This window comes from Psychroserpens sp. S379A, from assembly GCF_049800755.1.
In the GTDB taxonomy this organism is placed as follows: domain Bacteria; phylum Bacteroidota; class Bacteroidia; order Flavobacteriales; family Flavobacteriaceae; genus Psychroserpens.
Genome location: NZ_JBNAFQ010000002.1, coordinates 921,783 through 946,793, shown reverse-complemented (window position 1 = coordinate 946,793; position 25,011 = coordinate 921,783). Strand labels below are relative to the sequence as shown.

The 25,011-nt window shown below is 33.5% G+C and carries 24 protein-coding genes and 1 tRNA gene; 7 read left to right on the top strand and 18 right to left on the bottom strand.

The features are described from left to right. From ACP15M_RS09060 to ACP15M_RS09040, 5 genes are all read left to right on the top strand, one after another. The coding region (locus ACP15M_RS09060; RefSeq protein ID WP_425076873.1) for a T9SS type A sorting domain-containing protein at positions 1-1,359 on the top strand (1,359 nt) is incomplete at its 5' end. A 79-nt stretch (positions 1,360-1,438) separates the two neighbouring features. Then, the gene (locus ACP15M_RS09055) at positions 1,439-1,600 is read left to right on the top strand and encodes a hypothetical protein (protein WP_425076872.1); all 162 of its coding nucleotides are present in this window, start codon (positions 1,439-1,441) and stop codon (positions 1,598-1,600) included. 21 nt (positions 1,601-1,621) lie between these two features. Further along, positions 1,622-2,767: a hypothetical protein gene (locus ACP15M_RS09050; RefSeq protein ID WP_425076871.1), complete on the top strand. Its 1,146-nt coding sequence runs from the start codon at positions 1,622-1,624 to the stop codon at positions 2,765-2,767. 35 nt (positions 2,768-2,802) lie between these two features. Continuing rightward, the gene (locus ACP15M_RS09045; protein WP_425076870.1) at positions 2,803-3,876 is read left to right on the top strand and encodes a nucleotidyltransferase family protein; all 1,074 of its coding nucleotides are present in this window, start codon (positions 2,803-2,805) and stop codon (positions 3,874-3,876) included. Between the two features lie 80 nt (positions 3,877-3,956). Further along, positions 3,957-4,562 carry a hypothetical protein gene (locus ACP15M_RS09040; protein ID WP_425076869.1) on the top strand — a complete coding sequence of 202 codons (606 nt, stop codon included), beginning with the start codon at positions 3,957-3,959 and terminating at the stop codon, positions 4,560-4,562. Between the two features lie 2 nt (positions 4,563-4,564). Here the strand turns inward: ACP15M_RS09040 and ACP15M_RS09035 are convergent, their stop codons facing one another. From ACP15M_RS09035 to mraZ, 17 genes are all read right to left on the bottom strand, one after another. Continuing rightward, complete coding sequence (locus tag ACP15M_RS09035) at positions 4,565-5,455, bottom strand: zinc-dependent peptidase (protein WP_425076868.1); 891 nt, start codon at positions 5,453-5,455, stop codon at positions 4,565-4,567. Between the two features lie 300 nt (positions 5,456-5,755). Next, a tRNA-Arg gene (locus ACP15M_RS09030) sits at positions 5,756-5,829 on the bottom strand. Next, positions 5,820-6,062 carry a GIY-YIG nuclease family protein gene (locus ACP15M_RS09025; protein WP_425076867.1) on the bottom strand — a complete coding sequence of 81 codons (243 nt, stop codon included), beginning with the start codon at positions 6,060-6,062 and terminating at the stop codon, positions 5,820-5,822. The genes ACP15M_RS09030 and ACP15M_RS09025 overlap by 10 nt, the downstream gene beginning before the upstream one ends. Positions 6,063-6,136: 74 nt before the next feature. Next, complete coding sequence (locus ACP15M_RS09020) at positions 6,137-6,583, bottom strand: GatB/YqeY domain-containing protein (RefSeq protein WP_425076866.1); 447 nt, start codon at positions 6,581-6,583, stop codon at positions 6,137-6,139. Positions 6,584-6,722: 139 nt separating this feature from the next. After that, a complete protein-coding gene (ftsZ, locus tag ACP15M_RS09015) occupies positions 6,723-8,657 on the bottom strand; it encodes a cell division protein FtsZ (RefSeq protein ID WP_425076865.1) in 1,935 nt (644 codons plus the stop codon). Between the two features lie 58 nt (positions 8,658-8,715). Continuing rightward, complete coding sequence (ftsA, locus tag ACP15M_RS09010; protein ID WP_425076864.1) at positions 8,716-10,047, bottom strand: cell division protein FtsA; 1,332 nt, start codon at positions 10,045-10,047, stop codon at positions 8,716-8,718. A 3-nt stretch (positions 10,048-10,050) separates the two neighbouring features. Further along, positions 10,051-10,674, bottom strand: a complete 624-nt coding sequence (locus ACP15M_RS09005) for a cell division protein FtsQ/DivIB (protein ID WP_425076863.1) — start codon at positions 10,672-10,674, stop codon at positions 10,051-10,053. Positions 10,675-10,759: 85 nt separating this feature from the next. Continuing rightward, on the bottom strand, positions 10,760-12,112 hold the full coding sequence (murC, locus tag ACP15M_RS09000) for a UDP-N-acetylmuramate--L-alanine ligase (protein ID WP_425076862.1): 1,353 nt from the start codon (positions 12,110-12,112) through the stop codon (positions 10,760-10,762). After that, on the bottom strand, positions 12,109-13,206 hold the full coding sequence (gene murG / locus ACP15M_RS08995; protein WP_425076861.1) for an undecaprenyldiphospho-muramoylpentapeptide beta-N-acetylglucosaminyltransferase: 1,098 nt from the start codon (positions 13,204-13,206) through the stop codon (positions 12,109-12,111). Before murG ends, murC begins: the two co-directional genes overlap by 4 nt. Next, a complete protein-coding gene (locus ACP15M_RS08990; protein ID WP_425076860.1) occupies positions 13,206-14,402 on the bottom strand; it encodes an FtsW/RodA/SpoVE family cell cycle protein in 1,197 nt (398 codons plus the stop codon). The genes murG and ACP15M_RS08990 overlap by 1 nt, the downstream gene beginning before the upstream one ends. A 47-nt stretch (positions 14,403-14,449) precedes the next feature. Next, positions 14,450-15,787, bottom strand: a complete 1,338-nt coding sequence (gene murD, locus ACP15M_RS08985) for a UDP-N-acetylmuramoyl-L-alanine--D-glutamate ligase (RefSeq protein ID WP_425076859.1) — start codon at positions 15,785-15,787, stop codon at positions 14,450-14,452. A 46-nt stretch (positions 15,788-15,833) separates the two neighbouring features. Continuing rightward, on the bottom strand, positions 15,834-17,075 hold the full coding sequence (mraY, locus tag ACP15M_RS08980; RefSeq protein WP_425076858.1) for a phospho-N-acetylmuramoyl-pentapeptide-transferase: 1,242 nt from the start codon (positions 17,073-17,075) through the stop codon (positions 15,834-15,836). Further along, on the bottom strand, positions 17,076-18,539 hold the full coding sequence (locus tag ACP15M_RS08975) for a UDP-N-acetylmuramoyl-L-alanyl-D-glutamate--2,6-diaminopimelate ligase (RefSeq protein WP_425076857.1): 1,464 nt from the start codon (positions 18,537-18,539) through the stop codon (positions 17,076-17,078). It abuts the gene before it with no gap. After that, a complete protein-coding gene (locus ACP15M_RS08970) occupies positions 18,539-20,488 on the bottom strand; it encodes a penicillin-binding protein (protein ID WP_425076888.1) in 1,950 nt (649 codons plus the stop codon). Before ACP15M_RS08970 ends, ACP15M_RS08975 begins: the two co-directional genes overlap by 1 nt. Positions 20,489-20,546: 58 nt before the next feature. After that, the gene (locus tag ACP15M_RS08965; RefSeq protein ID WP_425076856.1) at positions 20,547-20,864 is read right to left on the bottom strand and encodes an FtsL-like putative cell division protein; all 318 of its coding nucleotides are present in this window, start codon (positions 20,862-20,864) and stop codon (positions 20,547-20,549) included. Continuing rightward, positions 20,861-21,757 carry a 16S rRNA (cytosine(1402)-N(4))-methyltransferase RsmH gene (gene rsmH / locus ACP15M_RS08960; RefSeq protein ID WP_425076855.1) on the bottom strand — a complete coding sequence of 299 codons (897 nt, stop codon included), beginning with the start codon at positions 21,755-21,757 and terminating at the stop codon, positions 20,861-20,863. Before rsmH ends, ACP15M_RS08965 begins: the two co-directional genes overlap by 4 nt. Continuing rightward, positions 21,744-22,211 carry a division/cell wall cluster transcriptional repressor MraZ gene (gene mraZ, locus ACP15M_RS08955; protein WP_425076854.1) on the bottom strand — a complete coding sequence of 156 codons (468 nt, stop codon included), beginning with the start codon at positions 22,209-22,211 and terminating at the stop codon, positions 21,744-21,746. Before mraZ ends, rsmH begins: the two co-directional genes overlap by 14 nt. 296 nt (positions 22,212-22,507) lie before the next feature. Between mraZ and ACP15M_RS08950 the strand changes: the two genes are divergently transcribed. Both ACP15M_RS08950 and yihA read left to right on the top strand, forming a co-directional pair. Further along, positions 22,508-23,272, top strand: a complete 765-nt coding sequence (locus ACP15M_RS08950) for an alpha/beta fold hydrolase (RefSeq protein WP_425076853.1) — start codon at positions 22,508-22,510, stop codon at positions 23,270-23,272. Positions 23,273-23,301: 29 nt separating this feature from the next. Next, positions 23,302-23,910: a ribosome biogenesis GTP-binding protein YihA/YsxC gene (gene yihA, locus ACP15M_RS08945; RefSeq protein ID WP_425076852.1), complete on the top strand. Its 609-nt coding sequence runs from the start codon at positions 23,302-23,304 to the stop codon at positions 23,908-23,910. A 6-nt stretch (positions 23,911-23,916) separates the two neighbouring features. Here yihA and ACP15M_RS08940 read toward each other — a convergent pair whose 3' ends face one another. Further along, positions 23,917-25,011, bottom strand: coding sequence for an ABC transporter permease (locus ACP15M_RS08940; protein WP_425076851.1), 1,095 nt, complete (start codon positions 25,009-25,011; stop codon positions 23,917-23,919).

Here is a 25,011-nt window from a genome sequence, read left to right as displayed (position 1 = left end):
GGAACTATTGTAGGTACTATGGAATATGAGCGTCATGTTAACATTAATGGCTCTGGTACTACTGGTAGTAACGACCTCGTGTCGGCTCCTTTAACGGGTCAACAATTCGATGACTTTGCTGCTGCTAATCCTAATATCTTTAGCAATGGCGCTGGTACACTTTACTTATTTGGTCCGTTTGAAAAGGTGACTGGTCAGTATGTCACTTGGGCTAATACCGAAACTGCTACCCTTGATGCTGGTGTTGGGTATAGAGCTGCTTCTACTGATAATGATACTTTTACCTTTACTGGTAATGCTGAAACTGGAACCATAACTCATGATATTGTTAACCAAGGTACTAACAATCAAGAATGGAACTTAGTGGGTAACCCTTATCCGTCTTACTTAAATGTACAGCAGTTTTTACTACATGATGTAGGTGGTGTTGTTAATATTCAATTATTTGATGCTCCTACAGCTGCTATCTATGGATACGATGGTAGTGCTCAAAATGGTTGGACGATATATAACTTAGTTAATACAACGGCTTCTACTCGTATTGCACCTGGTCAAGGTTTTATGGTAAGTGCAAATGCCGATAATGTTGCTGCTTATGACTTAGAGTTCACACCTGCTATGCGTTCTGTTGGAACTAGTGATGACTTTATCGTTGGTCGTAATGCGGAGTTAACTTATGTTAAACTTAACTTGAGTGCGAATGAGAAAGCTTTCAATACAGAGTTTTACTTTAACACCAATGCTTCTGCTGGATTTGATGTTGGGTATGATGCTAATCTTTGGGGCAATACAGCTCCTGAGTTTGCACTTTACTCTCATTTAGTTCAAGACAATGTTGGTGACCCTGTAGCATTACAAGCTTTAAGTCATAATGAGCTTGACAATGTAACCATTCCGTTAGGAGTAAATGCTAATCAAGGCGAACAACTAACCTTTAGTATTGCCGATATCAATGTACCTGCATCGGTTAAGATCTATCTTGAAGATGTTGTGGCTAATACTGTAACTCTGCTTAATGAAACAGATTACATCATAACACCTACAACTCCTCTAAATGGTACTGGACGTTTCTTCCTTAGAACTTCTAACGAAACTTTATCTACTATGGATAACAGCCTTGATCTGTTAGATATCTTTACACTGAAATCGTCTAAAGAGCTTGTCGTTAGTGGTCAGTTACTAGATGCTAAAACAATGCTAACATTGTACGATACTCAAGGCCGTTTAGTGCTTAGCACTCAACTTGATAATGAGAACTTACAAAACCGTATTGATGTATCTAACATCAACTCTGGTGTGTATATTGTTACGGTACAAAGTAATGATCAAGAGAAGACTAAGAAGGTAATTATTGACTAATTTTTAAAAATAAAGGTCGAAAATTAATGATATTTAATAAATTTTATTATTTTTGACCTTTATATATATTTTATATAATATGAAAAATATTAATTCAGAAAATCAAATTACTCGTAAGGAGGCAATAAAAAAGATGAGCAAATATGCTGCTTTGACAGCTATTGGTACGTTCATTGTTTTAAACCCTAAACAAGCTCAAGCTTCATCTCCACCTGATCCAGGAGGAAACCCTTTCGAATAAAACAAAAACTATTTTTTTGATTTGAAAACGAATCTAGCACCAAAGCTAATTCATGATATTGATAACGATACTACATTACTTTGGTTTCATACATCAAATAGATACGTAGTAACATCAAAAATAAATAGTGATATTATACAACAATACACGAATCCCGATTTTCATCGGGATTTGTTTGTTGCATATATTCAGCAAAATTTTGATTTAAAAAAAGAAGAGGCAAATCAGCTCTTTAATGACATTGCTACTTTTTTAAACGAAGTGAATCAAAATGACAACACTACTCCATCATTTCAAGGTGAAACCTCTACATCTTTAACTCCTCAAATAGAAGAATTTTATACTTTTTTTGATAAAACCATAAAAATCCGTTTTGAATCTGAGGTTATCAAAAGTTTAGTACATCCACAAATTGCTCATCATTCAACTAAAAATTGTTCTAAGCATGATACGTTGTTTGATATTTTTAAAACAGATGACAATCTTCATCTATTAAAAAACGGGATTCATGTAGGAAGTTATAAAACTGAATCCTTTCATTTTCTACAAGGCAGGTTTGCATTAGAACTTACAAATACAATTCACAATACTTTAATAGATAATTGGATTGCAGCTTTTCATGCATCTACAGTTAGTAATGGAAAAGAATCAATTATGATTATAGGAGATTCTGGAAATGGAAAAAGTACCTTATCTGTATTGTTAATGGCACATGGATTTGATATTCTATGTGACGACTTTACTCCACTATATGCAGATGACAAACTATATCGTTATCCTGCTGCTACATCGATAAAAAAAGGTGCTTTTGAAGCTTTAAAACCTTATTTAAGTACTATTGATGAATTAAAAACTCACACTAGTGGTCCTAAAAAAGTGAACATTAAATATGTTCCTCCTATTCAAAATTATAAAGAGGTTGACTCTTACTTTTCTTGTAATAAAGTAGTATACGTAAAATTTGATGCTGAAAAAGACAACACCTTACATCAAATAAGTTCAGGTAAAATTCTTGAAACCTTAATTCCTGATTCATGGATCTCTCCAAAAGAAACTCATGCCATAAAATTCATCAATTGGTTAAAACAAATTACATGTTATGAGCTAAGATATCATAATAACGACTTTGCCATTTCAAAATTCAAAGACCTTTTCGAAGAATCATAAAATTTGATTACTTTTAGAGTCATTCAACACAACTTTTGTCTTCGTTAAAAAATTCATATAAATACACACTTCAGCTAATTGCAGATATATTGAGTTATGAAAACTCTATTGAAGCTTTAGAAGAAAAAATGCTTTCCAACGACATAGACTGGGAACAATTTGTATATGTTTCTAGCAATTATTTAGTACTAACCACTTGTTATTGCAGACTTAAAGAAAAAAAACTACTTAAATACTTGCCTGAAGATTTATTGGAATACTTAGGAGATATTACAGCAATTAACAGAAACAGAAACACTACCCTAACTGAAGAAATAAACCAAATTGCAAAACTATTAAATGCCAATAATATTAATTATGTGTTTTTAAAAGGCAGTGCATTGCTTATTAAAAAATACTACACAGATTTAGGTGAACGAATGTTAGGAGATATAGACCTTTTGGTAGAAGAAAATCAAATGCATACTTGTTATCAATTACTAATCGACAATGGTTATACAGGAACTTCACAAGGCTTAACTGCAAGGCATTTTGATTTTAAACATTTACCAAGACTTCAATCTGATTCAAAATTAGCAGCAGTAGAAGTTCACAAAAAAGTACTATCAAAACCTTATGGTGGGATTCTAGATCCTAATAAGATCCTTAAACAGAAAAATCATATTCATAATACGTATGTTCCTTCAAATGATCATTTACTATTTCATACTATTATGAATTTTCAAGCAAATGATTTAGGATATAGATATAGCAGAATAAGTTTTAAATCTATCTACGACTTGCTTATTCTAAACAAAATGCACAATTACAAGATAAGTAACATGTTAAAGCCTGCATATTTTGAACACTATTTTTCTATTGGCAAAATTTTCTTTGAAGATTTCAAAGATTATAAGTCTAATCGTTTTATAAACAGCATGTTTTTAATGAAGTTAAAACACCCTTCATTTCGAAAGCTTATTGATGGTACACTAGGAAAAATTCAATTTATTAAAGTCATGATTAAGAGTAGAATATGGTCATTTATAACCAATAGAAATTATAGAAGTGAACTTTTAAAGGAAAAAGGCATAAATCTAAGGTTTATCGGGAAAAATATTAAGTCATAACTTTTAAATGTAATATGTTTACAGTTTCTTTGTAAATTAGTACTTTAAACATATATTTGAGATAACTTATTTATTAAACGATGAGAAATTTAGTTCTATTTTTATTTTTTGTATCATTAATTACTTTTAATGGCAATTCGCAGACTACGTCTAATACAAAGTACGATACTCCTGAAGACGAATATGTTGAAGATAGTCCGTGGAAACTTAGTGTTGGTGTCAATGCAGTTGGTAGCTTAGGAACACGACAACCTTTTTCTCGTTTAGGAGATTTTCAGTTTAGAAATCCACTAGCCTTAGCCATTGAGCATAAGTGGACAAAGTTTTTTGCTATCGAGCAAGATGTCACTTTAAATGGATATGACACAAAAAATGAAATTGATGGTGGTGTTTTAAAAGATGAATACTTTTATATCTCAACAAATACATACATTAAATACTACATTTCTGATGTGTTATTTGACAGTGTAAAGTGGTTAGACTTATATGCTGGAGCTGGATTTGGAATCTTTTCTGTTAATGAATTAAACTCTTCAGGTAACTTAGCCTTAGGTGGTACTGTTTGGGTTTCTGAAAAAATTGGAGTTAGGCTTCAAGGTATTGGAAAATTTGCTGTTAATGCAAAAGACAGACAATTTGACAATAACCACTTTCAATATGTAGCACAAGTGGTTTTTAAGCTTTAATGCTAATAACCAGCAAAGTTAAAATTTAGCATTCCTTTTACTTTTTTATAAATCTCTGGAAATTGGGATTTAAACTCTTGTGGAGTTTCAATAAAGGTTTCTATAATTACAGCCAGAAACTCAAACTGGTTTGTGTAGGCATAGTCTCTCAAGTATTCTGAAGCCACTAACCTTTCTTTTAACTTACTATTGCTATCTAAATCATTAGTTAATTCATAAAACGAATCTAAAAAAATAGCAGAGCTTGTGCTTCGTCTTCTTACACTCATATAGTAAAAATGAATCGCATGTATAAACTCATGTACAGCTAAATTAAGATTATCATCTTCAATTTGGTAACCATGCAAGACATCTTTCCAAGACAGAACTAAAGCTCTATATCCCAAATTAAACTCACCTTTATGATACGTTTTATTGGTTTCAGAATAAAAGGCTTCAGGATATATTAGAACACGTTCTACAGAGCTTATTTGATAGTCTCTAAAGCCAAATGTAAGCTTAACCAGAGTTGCAGAAATAATAACTTTCATCTCATTGGTTACTTCTATTTGCTTACCAATGAATTCTATTCGACTTATGGTTTGATTTACTCTGTGCTCAAAGTACGATTGATGCTTAATTGATAAGTTATTATAAAATTTTATTTTTTGTCGCAAAATAGATTTATCTTCTTTAGATAAGTCTTTTTTAACAACATATAAATGATTGAAAAACAAACGTTTTTTCACATACTCTACATAAGCCATTTCAAAAAAGTAAAACAACCTATTTATAGCCAAAAGAACAGTGCCTATAATTAAAACAGCAGCGAGAAATAAAAAAACCCATCGAAAAACTATTGGGTCTTCTTTACTCTTTTGAATTAAAAAAATTAGCATTAGGGCTTTTTGCATTTAATAAATATAGTGAAATTGAAATGAGTTGAATCATAAATTTTGATCGAGATGCTTTATGTATGCTTCAAGGCTCTGCTTTGAAAATACTGAAAACAAAAAAATGCTCAAGCAAGCTAATATAAGACATTACTTTAGTATATAGGATTCGCAATGTGTTTCCTAACAAAGCTCCGCTTTGAAAATTTTAGGATTAGCTCATTACATTCGCTGTTCCTCAAATGCTCCGCTTTGAAAATACTGAAAACAAAAAAATGCTCAAGCAAGCTTGGCATTTTTTCTATTTTCAGCATTTATTCGTGACCTCGAGAGGATTCGAACCTCCAACCCTCAGAGCCGAAATCTGATATTCTATCCAGTTGAACTACGAGGCCAATATTTTTTTTAAATAATCTCTTCCTTTTCCTGTTTTTAAAAACTTCTCACGTGCTCTAGCTTCAATTCTTGTATTATATACTTCTTTATATACTAATTTCCATGGCAAATAACCTTTAGTTGATTTAGTAAAGCCTAAATTATGTTCTTTAATACGACTCTCTAAACGCTTAGTCATTCCCTTATACAATCGATTATCAATTTCACTCCTTATGACATAAACATAATACACTTTCTATTATTTTGAAATCTGATATTCCCTGCCTGCGGCAGGCAGGTATCCAGTTGAACTACGAGGCCTTTGTTTTATAAAAGTTTAGCTTTTACTATTGTCGAAATGGTTTTTCCATCTGCTTGTCCAGCCAATTGCTTATTAACCATTCCCATAACTTTACCCATATCTTTCATACCTTCTGCTCCTACTTTTTGAATGGTATCAGCTACAACTTTTTCAATTTCAGCTTCGCTTAATTGTGCTGGTAAAAATTGAGAAATTACCTTAGCTTGAGCCAATTCTGGTTCGGCTAAATCATTACGATTTTGCTCTGTAAAGATGGCAGCGCTATCCTTTCGTTGTTTGACTAACTTAGACAAAATTTTTATCTCTTGTTCTTCTGAAATAGTTTCACCAGAACCTGAAGTTTGAGCCAATAACAGTTCAGACTTAACAGCTCTTAATGCTGCTAAAGCTATTTGATCTTTATCTTTCATTGCGGTTTTCATCGCAGACATGATATCATTTTGCAAACTCATAATTTACTATTTTAATTAGACTGCGAAGATAATGAAAAACTAAAAGGTAAAGACTGTATGTTTCATACAAAAAAACCCGAAAAGTTTATCTCAACTTTTCGGGTTTAACAAAGTGTGAAACACTAAACTAAATTTGCTATTAATCTACGTTGTCGTGTAAAAATGAATTATTGCTTCTTAATTGAATATCGTCGTTATCATCGGTAGTAACAGAAGTTCTGGAAGCTTTGGTATCTGAAGAATGCTGAGATTCTTCTAAATTCACACCTTGTCTTTTATATGCTGGTTCTTTTTCTATATCATCAATTTTTGCTGTATTGAACTTGTAATTGAAATCTTTCATCTTACGTCTGCGCTCATCAGCACGTTCTTTAAGTAATTCTGAAATCGGACTATTCATTGGATCAATTTCTTCTTTGAATTCGTCTTCAGACACTTCTGGCTCAACGGTTTTTTTCTCAAAAACAATTTCTTCTTCAACTTCAGGCTGAACCTTCGTTTTAGTTTCATCGTTAATTGAAGATTCATAGGTCATAAAATCATCTAGAGCGTAACGTGTTTCTCCTTCTTCATTAGCTTCAGTTACAGGCACTACTTCAATATGATCTGTTACATTCAAGTCTTTAACGTCTTCATCATCTAACTCAAACACCGTTTTTTCTTCAACTTTAGGTGTTTCAGGAGCTTGTTCTTCTTTTCCGAAAGATAAAGGCAAATCAAAACTTAACGTAATTTGCTCCTCTTCAGCCTCTTCAATTATTTCTTTTTTAACCTCTTGAACAGGAGTGATAATAAAATCTTCTTCTTTTGTTTTATGATCTAAAACCTCCTCATAAACAACATTTATATTTTTAATAATATCTGTTGTTGCAATTAAATTGGTTTCAACTTCATCTACAATATCGTCTAATTCGTCCTCTTCTGTAAGTGTATGAACAACAACTCCTGGTTGTTTATCTTCAGTTTCAAGAACGATATCTGGTGTGATAATAGCAGGATCATTTTCTTTTACATGTACATCATCATTTCTATCATCTTCTAAAGCATGAACTACTTTTTTCTGTTCTGTATTAGAAATCTCATGTTGTTGATCTAAATCGAAACCAGTAGCGATTATAGTCACAGAGATTGACTCTTCAAGAGAATCGTCTTCGCCAACACCCATAATGATATTTGCGCCATGACCAGCTTCGCTTTGAATGTGATCATTGATTTCTCCAATCTCATCAATTGTAATTTCTTGAGAACCTGAAACGATTAGCAACAAAACGTTTTTGGCTCCAGTAATTTTATTATCGTTTAACAATGGTGAATCTAAAGCTTTCATAATGGCATCTTGTGCTCTAGTTTTTCCAGAAGCAGTAGATGAACCCATAATTGCTGTTCCGCTATTACTTAAAACAGTTTTTGCATCACGTAAATCGATATTTTGCGTGTAGTGATGTGTAATCACTTCGGCAATACCACGAGACGCAGTAGAAAGCACTTCATCTGCTTTAGAGAATCCAGCTTTAAACCCTAAGTTACCGTAAACTTCACGAAGTTTATTGTTGTTAATAACAACTAACGAGTCTACATGACCACGAAGGGTTTCAATACCTTTTTGAGCTTGCTCATTTCTTGTTTTTCCTTCAAACTGAAATGGCATTGTTACAATACCTACAGTTAGGATATCCATTTCTTTAGCTAGTTTGGCAATGATTGGTGCAGCTCCAGTTCCTGTACCTCCTCCCATTCCAGCAGTAATGAATACCATTTTTGTATTGGAGTCTAACATGCGTCTTAAATCTTCAAGACTTTCAACGGCTGCTTGTTCTCCTACTTCAGGATTTGCTCCTGCTCCTAACCCTTCGGTTAAATTAACTCCTAATTGGATCTTGTTTGGGACACCACTATTTTGCAGTGCTTGGGCATCTGTATTACATATCACGAAGTCAACACCTTTAATCCCTTGTTGAAACATGTGATTAATGGCATTACTTCCTCCTCCACCAACTCCAATCACTTTAATGACGTTTGATTGGTTTTTTGGCAGATCGAATGCAATATTGCCTAATTCAATGTTGTTGCTCATAAATAGTTGTTTTACTGGTTGTTTTTGTACTTAATATTTTATTCAATGGTTTAATGCTTTACTCAGCGTTGTCTAAAAAATCTTTAACACGCTCAGTTAACTTATCTAAGAACGATTTACGTTCTTTTTTTGGTGGCTGTGGATGGTCTTCCTCTTGAGCAACATGTTCTTCAGCATGCTCTTCGGAAACCATTTCAAATTCTTCAACTTCTTTTTCTACACGTTTGCGTTCTTGACGTTTTAAGCCATCCATTACTAAACCAACTGCTGTGGCGAATAATGGACTTGCAATATCATCATCACTATCTCCAGCTAAATGCTCATTAGGATACCCAATTCTGGTATCCATTCCTGTGATGTATTCTACCAATTGCTTGAGGTGTTTTAATTGACTTCCTCCACCAGTTAAAACAATGCCAGCAATTAATTTTTTCTTTTGCTCTTCGTGGCCATAATTTTTGATTTCAACATAAACCTGTTCTATGATTTCAACGACTCTAGCGTGAATGATTTTAGACAAGTTTTTTAGTGTAATCTCTTTAGGTTCACGACCTCTTAATCCAGGAATTGATACAATTTCGTTATCTTTATTTTCTCCTGGCCAAGCTGAACCAAATTTTATCTTTAACAATTCAGCTTGTTTTTCGATAATTGAACAGCCTTCCTTAATGTCTTCTGTTACCACATTTCCACCGAACGGAATTACAGCTGTATGACGAATAATACCATCTTTGAAGACTGCTAAATCTGTGGTTCCTCCTCCTATATCAATTAAAGCAACTCCTGCTTCTTTTTCTTCTTGACTTAAAACTGCATTTGCAGATGCCAATGGTTCTAGTGTTATGCCTTCAAGTTCTAAACCTGAACTTTTTACACAACGACCAATATTTCTGATGGATGATACTTGTCCGACAACCACATGAAAATTAGCTTCTAAGCGTCCACCATACATTCCAATAGGTTCTTTTATTTCAGCTTGGCCATCAATTTTATATTCCTGTGGTAAGACATGAATAATTTCTTCACCAGGCAACATGACTAATTTATGAACTTGATTAATCAATCGGTCGATATCTTCTTCATCAATAACCACTTCAGAGTTTGCTCTAGTGATATAATCGCTATGTTGTAAACTTCTAATATGTTGACCAGCAATTCCAACAGTTACGTCTTCTATTTTCATTCCTGCTTCAGCTTCAGCTTCTTGAACTGCCTGCTGAATAGATTGAATGGTTTGTGTAATATTATTAACTACACCTCTGTGCACACCTAAGCTTTTGGATTTACCAATACCCAAAATTTCTGCCTTTCCGTATTCGTTTTTACGACCAATCATTGCCACAATTTTTGTGGTTCCGATATCTAATCCTACTGAAATTTTATTCTCCATCACTTATTTTTTGGTGCAAATAACTTGCTTATCAAACTTTAAATTCACTACACTATAATTATCTAATGCGTTGTCCTTTTTGGCTTTTAAATAGAACGCTTTGAGATTATTGATTTTCTTTTCTAAAAGATTTAAGCGTCCTAAATGCACTTTAAAATCCATATTGCGTAATCTCAAATCTATAGATTGATCTTCATTTTGATGAATCTCAATAACATGCTTTTTTAAAAACTCATCAGCTCTGACTTTTTGAGCCATAGTGAACACATTTGACAAGTTATTTTTTTTAATGGCTCCTGTTACTAATGGCACTCTTGCCGAATAATTTGTTGATAAAGGCATATATGAACCTTCATCATCAATGTAATAGGATGCATTTGTACTTACTCTTGCTATAGGTTTTTTTTGCTCAACATTGGCAGTGATTAAACCATCAACACTCATAAACACTTGTGCTTGCTTAATCATTGGATTAGAGTTTAGGGCTGTCTCTAACGCGTTCAAATCTATAATATCTTTGGGTTTGTTTGTAACACTCTCTTGATTTTGTATTAACAATTTACTAACAGTCGCTTGAGTTATAAATAGATTATCATCACCAACAAATTGTATTAAAGGAGTTGCCACGACTCTATTTGAATTTCTAAACGAAGAAAATGCAAATAGAAATCCTACGAATAGAACCAATAAAACGACCTTTATGTGACTAAAATTAACTCGCAATACTAAGTGCTTCTTTTATGTGTTTTACTTCTTCTCCTATATCACCAGCTCCAATCGTTAAAACTATTGATGCTGAAGATGTTTTTATATGTTGAATTAGCTCCGATTTTTGAACTAATTTTTTGTTGTTATGTTCAATTTTACCCAATAACCATTCAGAATTTACACCTTCAATTGGTAACTCTCTAGCTGGATAGATATCTAATAAAATAATCTCATCAAAAAGTGAAAGACTTTGAGCAAATTCATCGGCAAAATCTTTTGTTCTACTAAATAAATGTGGTTGAAATACTGCCAACACTTTCTTATTAGGATACATTTCTCTAACGGCTTGATGCACTGCATTTATTTCTTCTGGATGATGTGCATAATCATCAATAAACACTAAATCTTTGCTTTTAATCTGGTAAGTAAATCTGCGTTTCACACCTTTATAGGATGCTAAAGCTTTGGCGAGCTGCGGTTTAGGGATTCCGTATTCTACAGACATCGCCAAGGCAATTAAAGCATTCGACAGATTGTGTCTACCAGGTAGGCTAAATTTAAAATCTTCGAGTAGCGTATGCGGTGTTTTTACATCAAACACATAGCTACCATCTATTATTTTTATATTTTGAACAGAATAATCTGAATCGTCTTCGATACCATACGTAATTCCATTTATAGGTAATCCGTTTTTGACAAACAGTTTTCCGTTAGGTTTTATTTTATCTGAAAAATCCTCAAAAGATTTCACTAATTCTGAAGCATCTCCATAAATATCTAAGTGATCTGCATCCATCGATGTGATACAGGCATAATCTGGAGACAAGGTTAAAAACGAACGATCAAATTCGTCAGCTTCAACAACAGTAATATCGGTTCCGTTTAGGATAAGGTTTGAATTATAGTTTTCACTAATTCCGCCTAAAAAAGCAGTCACTTTAACATTACAAGCAGTAAGTAAATGCCCTAAAATACTAGTCGTTGTGGTTTTTCCGTGCGTACCAGCCACAGCCATACAAAAGGTTTGCTTTGTGATTTCTCCGAGAACTGCAGAACGCTTTAGAACTTTAAATCCGTTAGATTTAAAAAATTGTAATTCTTTGTGAGTTTTAGGAATTGCAGGAGTATAGACTACAAGTGTCGTTTCTTTATCTAGAAAAGTCTTTGGAATTGTATCTACATCATCTTCAAAATGAATTGCAATATTCAAATCTTCTAAAGCGCTTGTGATTTCAGTTTTGGTTTTATCATAACCACCAACTACTAATCCTTTAGCAACAAAATAGCGTGCCAAAGCACTCATACCAATGCCTCCAACACCAATAAAGTAAACGCTATGTATCTGATTTAAATTCATTTGCTGTTTAACAATTTTTCTACTTCGTCTGCAATAGCATTAGTTGCATTAACTAATGCCAGTTCTTTTATATTTTTACTTAAGGTCTCTCTTTTATCATTTGAATTCAAGACTTCAGAAAATTCATTTTCAAACTGAGCATCCAATTCCGATTCTTTTATCAAAACTGCTGCATTTTTATCTGCAATAGCCTTAGCATTTTTGGTTTGATGGTCTTCAGCAACATTTGGTGAAGGAATAAAAATAACTGGTTTTCCAACCACACATAACTCTGATACAGAACTTGCTCCAGCCCTAGAAATAATGATATCTGCAGCGGCATAAGCCATATCCATATTATTCAAAAAAGCGTGTACTTGAACATTATCTAGCTTATTATATCGCTTGTAGTGTTGGTAATACAGTTTACCACATTGCCAAATTAATTGCACATTGAGTGATTTAAAATACTCTAGCTTACTTTCAATTAATTCATTAATACGTTTGGCTCCTAAGCTTCCACCTAAAACTAAAAGTGTATGCTTACTATGAATCAGCCTAAAAGCATCTTTACCTTGAATATGTTTGTGCTCAACCTCTAATAAATCTTTACGAATTGGATTTCCGGTTACAATAATTTTCTCTTTAGGAAAGAATTTTTCTAAACCTTCATACGCTACACAAATGCTATTTACTTTTTTACTCAGTAGCTTATTTGTGATGCCTGGATAAGAGTTTTGCTCTTGTATTAAACTCGGAATTCCTTTTGATGAAGCAACTTTCAATAATGGTCCACTTGCAAATCCGCCTGTACCAATTGCAACATCTGGTTGGAAAGTGTTGATGATTTTTCGAGACTTTAATAAACTTGAAATCAGTTTAAACGGAAACATCAAATTTTTAAGTGTTAACTTTCGTTGAAGTCCAGAAATCCATAAGCCTTCAATTTTATAACCAGCTTGAGGTACTTTTTCCATTTCCATACGATCGGAAGCACCAACAAATAAAAACTCAGCATTAGGAAAACGAGATTTTAACTCATTTGCAATCGCGATTGCAGGATAAATATGACCTCCTGTTCCACCTCCTGATAATATGATTTTATAGTTACTCATTAAATGGTTTCACTTAATATTTCTAAAGGGTTATCGTTTTTTGAATCTTCATTATCTTTTAATTCTTGTCGTCTTGCACTTACGCTTAATATAATTCCAATAGCCAAACAGGTCATCCAAATAGAAGTTCCTCCACTACTAATTAATGGCAATGTTTGTCCTGTTACTGGAAATAATTCAACAGCAACAGCCATATTAATTAAGGCCTGAAAGACAATTGGTAAACCAACACCAAGCACTAGTAATTTTCCGAAAACTGTATCTGATTTTTGAGAAACAATCACAATTCTGAATAGTAACCACGAATACATGACTAACAAAAACAAGCCTCCTATTAAGCCATATTCTTCAATAATGATGGCAAAAATAAAATCGGATGAAGATTGCGGTAAAAAATTCTTCTGAACACTTTTACCAGGTCCAACACCTTGAATTCCGCCAGAAGCGATAGCTATTTTAGCTTTTTCAATTTGGTAATCGGCTTCAGTATCTTCGCCATTGGCGAAATTTTCAATACGACTCATCCAAGTATCAACACGATTAGGCATAACATCTGGAAAAGCTTTGGCTACGAGAATAAATAGTGATAATGCCACTATTCCAGTACCAATAATTACAGCCAAATACTTAATAGGATAACCTCCAATAAATGACAACATCATAACCATTAAAAACATAATGGCAGTTGTTGAAAAGTTAGCAGGTAAAATCAGAATGAGCACAAAGAACACTGGAGCCCAAAGTGGCAACAACGTTTCAGTAAATGTGACGTTTTTATCTTGTATTTTTGATAGATATCGAGCCACATATACCATCAACACTACAGCGGCAAGTGTGGATGTTTGAAACGACATACCAACAAAAGGAATTTGAATCCATCGACTGGCATTTGCGCCTTCAATAGTTGTTCCTTGAAGCATTGTTACAATTAGCAATACCAATACAATTGGAATCATTACCATTGACAAGCCTCTAAAATATCGATATGGAATTTTATGCACACCATACATGATTGCAAAACCAAGGAACAAGTGCATGAAGTGTTTGACAAAAAACCCAAAAGTATTGCCTGAACCTCCAACATAAGCTAAATTACTTGCAGCACTATACACAGGAAGAAATGAGAAAATTGCCAATAGCGCTGCAATTGCCCAAATTAATTTGTCTCCTTTTATATTTTTAAATAGTGCTTGCATTTTTATGTTTGATGGATGAGATTCTCAAAACCATCTATCTTTTAGTTTTACAGGTTTCTTACAGCATCTTTAAATTGACGACCTCTATCTTCATAGTTTTCAAATAAATCAAAACTTGCACAAGCTGGCGACAATAACACATTATCTCCTGCCTCAGCAATTTTATAAGCAATTTTCACGGCTTCACTCATGTATTGCGTTTCAACAATAACATCAACCATATTAGCAAAATTGTCCATGAGCTTTTCATTATCAAGTCCCAAACAAATGATGGCTTTTACTTTTTCGTTTACAAACTGAAACAACTCATTGTAATCATTCCCTTTATCTTGTCCGCCAACAATCCAAACTGTTGGAGCATCCATACTTTCTAAAGCGTAGTAAGTTGCATTAACGTTGGTTGCTTTTGAGTCGTTGATATATTGCACTTTGTTGATTTTAAGCACATGCTCTAAACGATGTTCTACACCTTGAAAATTCTCTAAACTTTCGCGAATGGTCTGCTTTCTTATTTTTAATAAGTGCGCTACTGTTGATGCAGCCATTGCATTTTTAATGTTGTGTTTTCCTTCTAATGCTAAATTTGCTGTTGGCATAATTATCTGGTTATTATCTATTGTTATTTTAATATTGTCTTTGTCTAAATACGCTCCATTTTCAATTGGTTTTATTAATGAAAATGGTAATAATTTTGATTGAATAGGATGTTGTTTTAACCAAGACTCGATGACTTTATCATCGGCATCATAGATAAAATAATCCTCTTGAGTTTGGTTTTCAATAATTCTGAATTTTGAAGCGATATAATTTTCAAACACCTCATTATATCGATCTAAATGATCTGGAGTAATATTGAGCAAAACCGCAACTTTAGGCTTAAAATCAAAAATATCATCCAACTGAAAGCTACTCACTTCTAACACGTAATTTGGATAGTTATCTTCCAAAATTTGTTTTGCAAAACTGTCACCAATGTTTCCTGCTAATCCAACATTTAACTCTTGCTTTAACACATGATGCGTCAAACTAGCTGTGGTTGTTTTACCATTACTACCAGTAATTGCAACTAAAGTGGCATTAGTAAAATTTGATGCAAATTCAATTTCAGAAAGAATTGGAATTCCATTTGCTCTAATTGTTTTTATTAAAGCAACTTTATCTGGAATACCAGGACTTTTCATTACCAAATCTGCATTTAGAATTTTAGCTTCTGTATGCTGACCATCCTCAAATTCAATCTCATTATGTATAAGAACGTCTTTGTACTTTTCTTTTATTTTTCCTTTATCTGAAACAAACACATCAAACCCTCTATCCTTTCCTAAAAGCGCTGTACCAACACCACTTTCTCCTCCTCCTAGAATGACTAGCCTTTGTTTTTTCATTTTTATATTATTGATATGCTTCGACAAGCTCAGCATGACAATTCTCTTATCTTATCTTTAAGGTCACAATCGTTAAAATGGCTAAGAGAATTCCTATAATCCAAAACCTCGTTACTATTTTACTTTCGTGATATCCAGATTTTTGATAATGATGATGCAAAGGCGACATTTTGAAAATGCGACGACCTTCACCAAATTTCTTTTTTGTGTATTTGAAATAACTCACTTGCATTACTACAGAGAGATTTTCGGCTAAGAAAATTCCACATAACAATGGTATAAGCCATTCTTTTCTAACTGCAATTGCTATTACAGCAATGATTCCTCCAATAGTTAAGCTTCCTGTATCTCCCATAAATACTTGAGCTGGATACGTATTGTACCACAAGAACCCTATAAGCGCACCAACAAATGCTGCGATGTAAATTGTAATTTCTTCAACTCTTGGGATGTACATGATGTTTAGATATTCTGAGAAAATGATATTACCAGAAACCCAAGCAAATATTCCTAGCGTAAGCACAATAATAGCAGAAGTACCAGCTGCAAGTCCATCAATTCCATCGGTAAGATTTGCGCCATTAGAAACAGCTGTAATAATGAATATGGAAGCTAGAATAAAAATAACCCAAGCATACTTTCCTAAATTTGGATTAATCCAAGTGATTAAGTTAGCGTAATCGAACTCATTACCTTTTACAAATGGAATGGTTGTTTTGGTTGACTTAGCTTCATCTTCAAAAAGCTTAGAAGGAGATATATTTGGGTTTTCTGCTTTTAATACATTTTGCTGTTCAATTGGTAATTTTTCTTTAATGGTTACATCCTGATGAAAAAACAAGGTCAAACCAACTATTAAGCCTAGTCCTACTTGACCAAGCACTTTAAAACGACCTTTTAATCCTTCCTTATTATTTTTGAACTTCTTGATGTAATCATCGATAAAGCCAATCGTTCCCATCCAAACGGTTGTTACGATAAGTAAAATGATGTATACGTTTTCGAGCTTGGCTAATAATAGTACTGGAATTAATGTAGCAAGAATGATGATAATTCCGCCCATTGTAGGCGTTCCTGCTTTTTCAACCTGACCTTCAAGGCCTAAATCTCTAATGGTTTCTCCTACTTGTTTTGCTTGAAGAAAACGAATGATGCGCTTCCCAAAAATGGTAGATATTAAAAGCGATAGAATAATAGCAACAGCAGCTCTAAAGGTTATAAACCCAAAAAGTGATGCTCCAGGAAACTGGAATTGCTGTTCTAAATATTCAAATAAGTAATACAACATCTATTTTTGTAATTGTTTTAAACATTCTTGAACAATTTGATAATCATCAAAATCAAATCGTTCTCCTTTAATTTCTTGATAAGTTTCATGTCCTTTACCTGCAATTAAAATGATATCCTTAGAACTTGCCATTTGACAGGCTGTTTTAATCGCTTGTTTTCTATCGGTTATAGACACTATTTTCTTAAAATTTTGAGGCTCTACGCCTTTTTCAATATCTTCTATAATCGCTTCAGGCGTTTCACTTCTTGGATTATCACTCGTAAAAATCACTTTATTACTTAAAGCAGAAGCAATGTGTCCCATTTTTGGACGCTTAGCTTTATCTCGATCTCCTCCACAACCAACAACCGTTATTAAATCTTCGTTTTGAGTTCGAATACTGTTGATGGTTTCTAATACATTTTTAAGCGCATCAGGTGTATGTGCATAATCTACAATGGCAGTGATTTTTTCATCAGAGATAAGGTATTGAAAACGACCACTAACACTCTCTAACTCACTTATCAATCTTAATATTTCTACTTTTTCAAGACCTAACAATTCAGCAGTTCCATAAATAGCAGCAACGTTATAAGCATTAAAATTTCCAATGAGCCTAGTCCACAATTCACTTTCATTTAACTTTAATAGCAATCCACTAAATTCATTTTCGAGCACTTGAACTTTATAATCTGCATAAGTTTTTAAAGCATAGGTATTCTTTTTAGCTTTAGTATTTTGCAGCATGATTAGACCATTTTTATCATCAATATTTACTAAAGCAAAAGCCTGTTTTGGCAAGTGGTCAAAAAATGATTTTTTTACATCTCTGTATTCTGCAAACGAGCTATGATAATCTAAATGATCGTGAGATAAATTTGTAAATACTCCTCCTTCAAATTGCAAGCCTTCCGTTCTTTTTTGATGAATGCCATGTGAGCTTACTTCCATAAAACAGAATTCAACACCAACATCATTCATTAATTTCAGATACTTATTGATAGTCAACGAATCTGGAGTTGTATGCGTTGCTTTATACTCTTTAGTATCTACCATAATTTTCACAGTAGACAGCAGTCCAACTTTATATCCTGCATTCTTGAAGAGTTGGTATAACAAGGTTGTTACTGTAGTCTTTCCATTTGTTCCAGTAACACCAACTAATCGTAAATTACCAGAAGGATTTTCGTAATAATTAGAAGCCATATACGCTAAAGCACTACTCGTATTCTCAACTTCAATATATGTGATGCCGTTATGTGTCTCACTTGGAAGCACTTCGCAAACCACAGCTAGAGCTCCAAGACTTACAGCCTTATCTATATAATCATGACCATCAACCATTGTGCCTTTTATAGCCACAAAGACATCTCCTTTTTTCACTTGACGAGAATCGAAATGAATAGCATTTACATTAATACTAGTACTTCCAACTACAGCATTAATGGTAACCTTATATAATATGTCTTTTAATTCTGCCATTAAATTGTTAATATCACGACTTGATTAGGTTTTACTTTAACTCCCTTAGTAATCGATTGATTTTTTATAACACCAACACCTTCAAGCTTAACTTTTAGTCCCATGTTTTCTAAAAGTGCTAAAGCATCCATAGCTGGCAAACCAACCACACTTGGCATAATCGTTTTATATGTATTTGCAAGGTCGTAGTAAGCTTCAAAAGACGCTTCAACATTTTCATTAACCACCTCTAAAGATTTCACTTCATCAATCAAAGGAGTTTCTGTGTATATTTTTTGAGCAATTCTTTTAAACACAGGACCAGTAACATCTGCTCCATAATAACCTACTTTTGTGCTTGGCTTATGAATGACAACAATGCATGAATATTTAGGATTATCTGCTGGAAAATATCCTGCAAAAGACGAGATATATCTTTTATCTTCACTCCAGTCTTCCATCCAGTATTCTGTTCTAGCAGTTCCTGTTTTTCCTGCCATTGAAAAGTTTTCAGAATGCATTCGTCTTCCGGTTCCTCTAATCACCACGTTTTTAAGAATCTCTTGCATTTCAACCATTGTTTTGTCTGAACAAATTTTCTGATGTATCACTTCTTTTTCGAAGGTTTCAATTTCTCTATCAAACTCCTTAACTGCCTTAATAAATCTAGGCTTTACCATTTCGCCATTATTAGCAATCGCATTATAGAATGTAAGTGTTTGTAATGGTGTCATACGTAAGTTATAGCCAAAAGCAATTGACTGTAAACCAGCTCTACTCCATTTTTTATGACCTGGCTCAGGAATAAAAGGGTTTCCTTCTCCTTTAATTGAAACACCAAGCGGTTGGTGGAGTTTCCAACTTTTTAAACGATTAATTAATTTATTCGGTTTTTCAGAATAATGTTCATCTATAATTGTTGCCAAACCAATGTTTGAGGAAACTTCCAACGCACGAGCTGCTGAGATCTTTCCATAACCTCGTGAATCGGTTATTGGTTTCTTCCTTTTAGGAAACCTCTTTGATCCCATTTTGGTATCTACCACAGTTGACGTATCTATAACCTTGTCTTCAAGTGCAGCCATCAAAGCCATAACTTTGAATGTAGAACCAGGTTCGTGTGATTCCCAAACCGCATAATTTCGCTTTTCAAAATAGTTTCCGTTTTCAGTTCTTGCGAGATTGGTAATGGCTTTAATTTCACCAGTTTTAACATCCATAACCACAGCACAACCATGTTCGGCTTCATACTTTTCCAACTGACCTAATAAAGAATGGTGTGCGATGTCTTGAATATTGACATCTATTGTTGTATAGACATCATAACCATCTTGAGGCTCAACCTGATTGTAGTCTACAATAGGTTTCCATTGACCATTTCCTATTTTTTGTTTTAATCGCTTTCCGTTTTCGCCACGTAGATATTTCTCACCAAAAGCACCATCGATTCCAGCTCTACTTACATTTCCATCTTCATCAAAGCGTTCATAACCAATAGATCTTTCGGCAATTCCTCCCATTGGATGCTCTCGTCTTGTTGTTTGCTCAACAATAAGTCCTCCTTTAATTGCTCCTAACTCTAGCAAAGGAAAATTTCTTAATCTGATATAATCTGAATAACTGATATTACGAGCTATAAGAAAATATCTGTTTTTATTAGATCTTGCTTTGGTGATTATATTTTGGTGATAACTTGAAGACTTCCCAGTATATTTAGCCAACGAATCAGATAAAGGCTTGATGTACTTATTAAATGTTGCTTGCTTAGCTTGAATAGCATCTAATCTAATATCGTATTTAGGAATCGATGTTGCTAACAAACTTCCATCAGCAGAATACAGATTACCTCTATTGGCAGGAATTTCATGGTTTTTCACTGTACGTTCTTCAGCAAGCGCTCTATAATCATCACCTTGAACAAACTGAATTGAACACAACTTAAAAACAACAGCCAAAGCGAAGACAAACATACATCCAGCTATGAAATACAATCTGTTTAATATGTTTGTTTCGGTCGTTGCCACGAATTCAATTTTGCGATTTTACTTTTATTTTTTTTGGCGGAATCTCTGACGTTTTAATTCCTTTATCTGCCACTTTTTTTATAATTGACGACTCCATTTTAAGTCGCATCAATTTTGACCTGCCATCTACAAAGGCTGATCGTAATTCTTTTACTTCATTTTTAAGACGTGCTATTTCATATACTTTTTGATCTGCAGTATGAGAACTAGCAATCATGATTATAGCTAGAAATGAAATGAAAATGATAATCTTCCAGTTTTTAAACGAGTCATCACTTACCAAAAACTTACCTCTTAAAATGCTGTAAATACTTTTTTTCATAATTTCTCAGCAATACGAAGCTTAGCACTTCTAGCTCTATTATTTTTTACAATCTCTTCTTTAGTTGGAACAATTAAATTGCCTACTTTTTTTAAAGGCACTTCAAAATTTCCAAAGACATCACGTTCTGGCTCTCCTTCAAACATGCCATTACGAATGAAGCGTTTTACCAATCTATCTTCTAAAGAATGGTATGAGATTAAACTCAACCGACCACCTTTTACCAACACTTGAGGTGTTTGCAACAAAAACTCTTTAAGAGCTTCAATTTCTTGATTAACCTCAATTCTTATGGCTTGATAAATTTGAGCCAAGACCTTGTTTTCTTTTTTATGATTTAAAAACCTTTTTAAAACAGCTTTTAACTGTTCACTTGTTTTTATCTCGCTCTGCTTTCTTTCTTCAACAATGACTCTCGCCATAGCTGGAGCTTGTCGCAATTCACCATATTGAAACAGCACTTGCCTAAGCTGTTCTTCTTCATATTGATTAACAACATGATAAGCCGAAATTGCATCATCTTGATTCATTCGCATATCCAAATCAGCTTCAAAACGCGTTGAAAATCCGCGTTCAGCAACATCAAACTGATGCGAAGACACACCAAAATCTGCCAAAACACCATCTACTTCTTTTGCACCATAGAATCGTAAAAACCGTTTGATGTATCTAAAATTTTCATTAATCAATGTAAATCGATCATCATCAATTGTATTTAAAAGAGCGTCTTTATCTTGATCGAAAGCAAACAGCTTTCCGTTAGAACCTAATCGGCTTAAAATTTCCTTACTATGACCTCCACCTCCAAACGTCACATCGACATAAACTCCATCTGGTTTAATATTTAAACCATCAACTGTTTCTTTTAGCAATACTGGATTATGATATTCCATCGTCGTCATCTTGTCCCATCACTTCTTCAGCTAAATCAGCAAAATCACCAGTAGCATCATCTATAGCTTTCTCATACTTCGATTTATCCCAAATCTCAATAATGTTGATTGCCGAAGACACAACAATCTCTTTAGTAATTCCAGAGAACATCACTAAATCTTTCGGAATCAATAATCGTCCAGCAGCATCAACCTCAACAACCTTTAAGCCAGCAGTGAAGCGACGTATAAAATCATTATTCTTCTTTTTGAAACGATTTAGTTTATTCACTTTTTGCATCAAAGTCTCCCATTCACTCATTGGATACAACTCCAAACACGGTTGAAAAACAGCCCGCTTTAAGACAAAACCATTTTGCAACACAGGAAGCAACTGCTTTTTGATTGCAGCAGGAAGCATGAGCCTTCCTTTAGCATCCACTTTACATTCATATGTTCCAATTAACGGGTTCAAATTGATTGATTTAACACAACTAGCGATTAAGAGTCAAATATATTGAAAATTATCCCACATTTTACCACTATACTCCACTTTTGTTGATAAATTTTAATTAGCGAGTAGTTTTAACTCAAAATCGAACTACTGTTTAGCAGTTAAAATTTTAAAAACCAGTCATTTAAAAAATTTAAAATTCTTCACAAAAGCGTTGTTAATATCTCATTAACATTCGTTTACGTTCGATTGAAAAATTATCGAATTGTTTTAATTGAAATACCTATATTTGTTTTTGATCAAATGACCTATAATTAATGTCGCATCGTTTAAAGAAGGAAAAAGAATTTAGTTACATAGAGGTTGGAGAAGGCACACCAATTATTGTTCTACACGGACTTATGGGTGGATTGAGCAATTTTGATGCTGTAACCACTTTTTTTAGTACAAAAGGCTATAAAGTTCTTATTCCAGAACTCCCTATCTATACCATGTCGTTATTAAAAACTAACGTAAAAAGTTTTGCCAAACATCTTCATGATTTTATAGAGTTTAAAGGATTTGATGAAGTAATTTTATTAGGAAATTCTTTAGGAGGTCATGTTGGTTTATATCACACAAAATTGTATCCAGCCAAAGTAAAAGCACTTATTATTACTGGAAGTTCAGGTTTATATGAAAGCGCAATGGGAGGAGGATACACAAAACGTGGTGATTACGAGGTTATTAAAAAGAAAGCACAAGAAGTATTTTACGATCCAGAAGTTGCAACAAAAGAAATTGTTGATGAAGTTTACGAAACTGTTAACGACAGAAATAAGCTAATAAAAACACTTGCAATTGCTAAGAGCGCTATTAGACATAACATGGCAAAAGATTTACCAAAAATGACTTTACCTGTATGCATTATTTGGGGAAAAAATGATACCGTTACGCCTCCAGAAGTAGCAACAGAGTTTAATGAACTACTGCCAGATTCTGATTTGTTTTGGATAGATAAATGTGGTCATGCAGCCATGATGGAGCATCCAGATGAATTTAATGATATTCTTTATTCTTGGCTAAAGGAACGTAATTTCTAACACAATCGCTCGCGCGAAAAACCAATGTTATGCTTATTAAAACTGCTGAATTCATCATTAGTAATTCTGACGTAGATAAATGTCCGAAAGACCATTTACCAGAATATGCATTTATTGGACGAAGTAATGTTGGAAAGTCTTCATTAATCAACATGTTGACCAATCATAAAAATCTAGCAAAAACTTCAGGAAGACCAGGAAAAACACAACTTATAAATCATTTTTTAATTAATAAAAACTGGTTTTTAGTAGACTTACCTGGTTATGGTTATGCAAGAGTTTCGAAAACCGAAAAAAAGAAATTTCAGAAATTTATTACTAACTATTTTGAAAAAAGAAAGCAACTTGTTTCTGCTTTTGTTTTGGTAGATATCAGACACAAACCTCAAAATATTGACTTAGAGTTTATGGAATATCTTGGCGTAAGTGAAATCCCTTTTTCAATTATTTTTACTAAAGCAGACAAGCTAAAACCTATGGCAATTGAAAAACATGTTAAAGACTATTGCCAAGTATTATTAAAAACCTGGGAAGAATTACCTCCTCATTTTGTTACTTCATCTTCAAAAGCTATTGGACGAGAGGATGTGCTTCAATTTATTGACAGCACAAACCATGAAATTAATGCGATGCGTTAATGTTTGCTATGTTTTTACATCTAAAGCATCTCGAAGCGCATTTCCTATTAACATAAAAGCCATTACCAAAATCATAATACATAGCCCTGGAATTAAAGCTAAATAAGGTTTACCTAAAATGATATAGTTGTAATGATCCTTTATCATTGCTCCCCAACTTGACATTGGTGGTTGCGCTCCTATTCCTAGAAAACTAAGACCACTTTCAATTAAAATAGCAGCAGCAAAGTTAGCCGCAGAAACCACTATAATTGGCGCCATAATATTAGGCATTATATGTTTAGATATGATTCTATAGTCATTAAAACCTAAGGCTCTAGCTGCAGTGACATATTGCATTTCTTTAGCACTTATAACTTGTCCTCTCACAACTCTTGCCACTTCAACCCACATGGTTAAACCCACAGCTATAAACACTTGCCAAAACCCTTTACCAAGAGCTAAAGTAATAGCAATTACAAGCAATAAAGTCGGAATTGACCAAGTCACATTAATAATCCACATAACCATTGCATCAATTTTCCCACCATAATAACCTGCAATGCTTCCCATAGCAATCCCAATAATCAAAGAAATAAAAACTGCTATAAACCCTATAAAGAAAGAAATACGCGATCCAACTAAAATACGACTCAACAAATCCCTTCCGTACTTATCTGTCCCGAAAAGGAATGTTTTTTCTTTAATGTATGTTTTATAATCTTGATTTGGAAAACGATTTAAATCGATTGATTTTCTTTCACCAGTTAACCCATCTGAAGCATATTCAGTGTAAATTAGCATTTGATTATCAACCTCATATTCTGAAATTGGTATTTCGGTATCTGTTTTTAATTTTCCGTAGAAAACTTTAGATAGATAACTTTGATTGTCTTCTATTGTTGAAGGCAAACTCAATAAAGTTACTTTAAATCCTGGAGGTTTAGAATGTATAGACAAATGCATCTGATTCGCATTTTGCGAATCGTCTGGAGCGATAACATAGGCAAAAATAGAAATGAGACCAATAACAACTATGAGCCAAAAACTAAAAACGCCCCAAAAGTTCTTTTTGAACTTTTGAAGCGCTAATTTGCTTAATGAGCCCGAACTATTACTCAT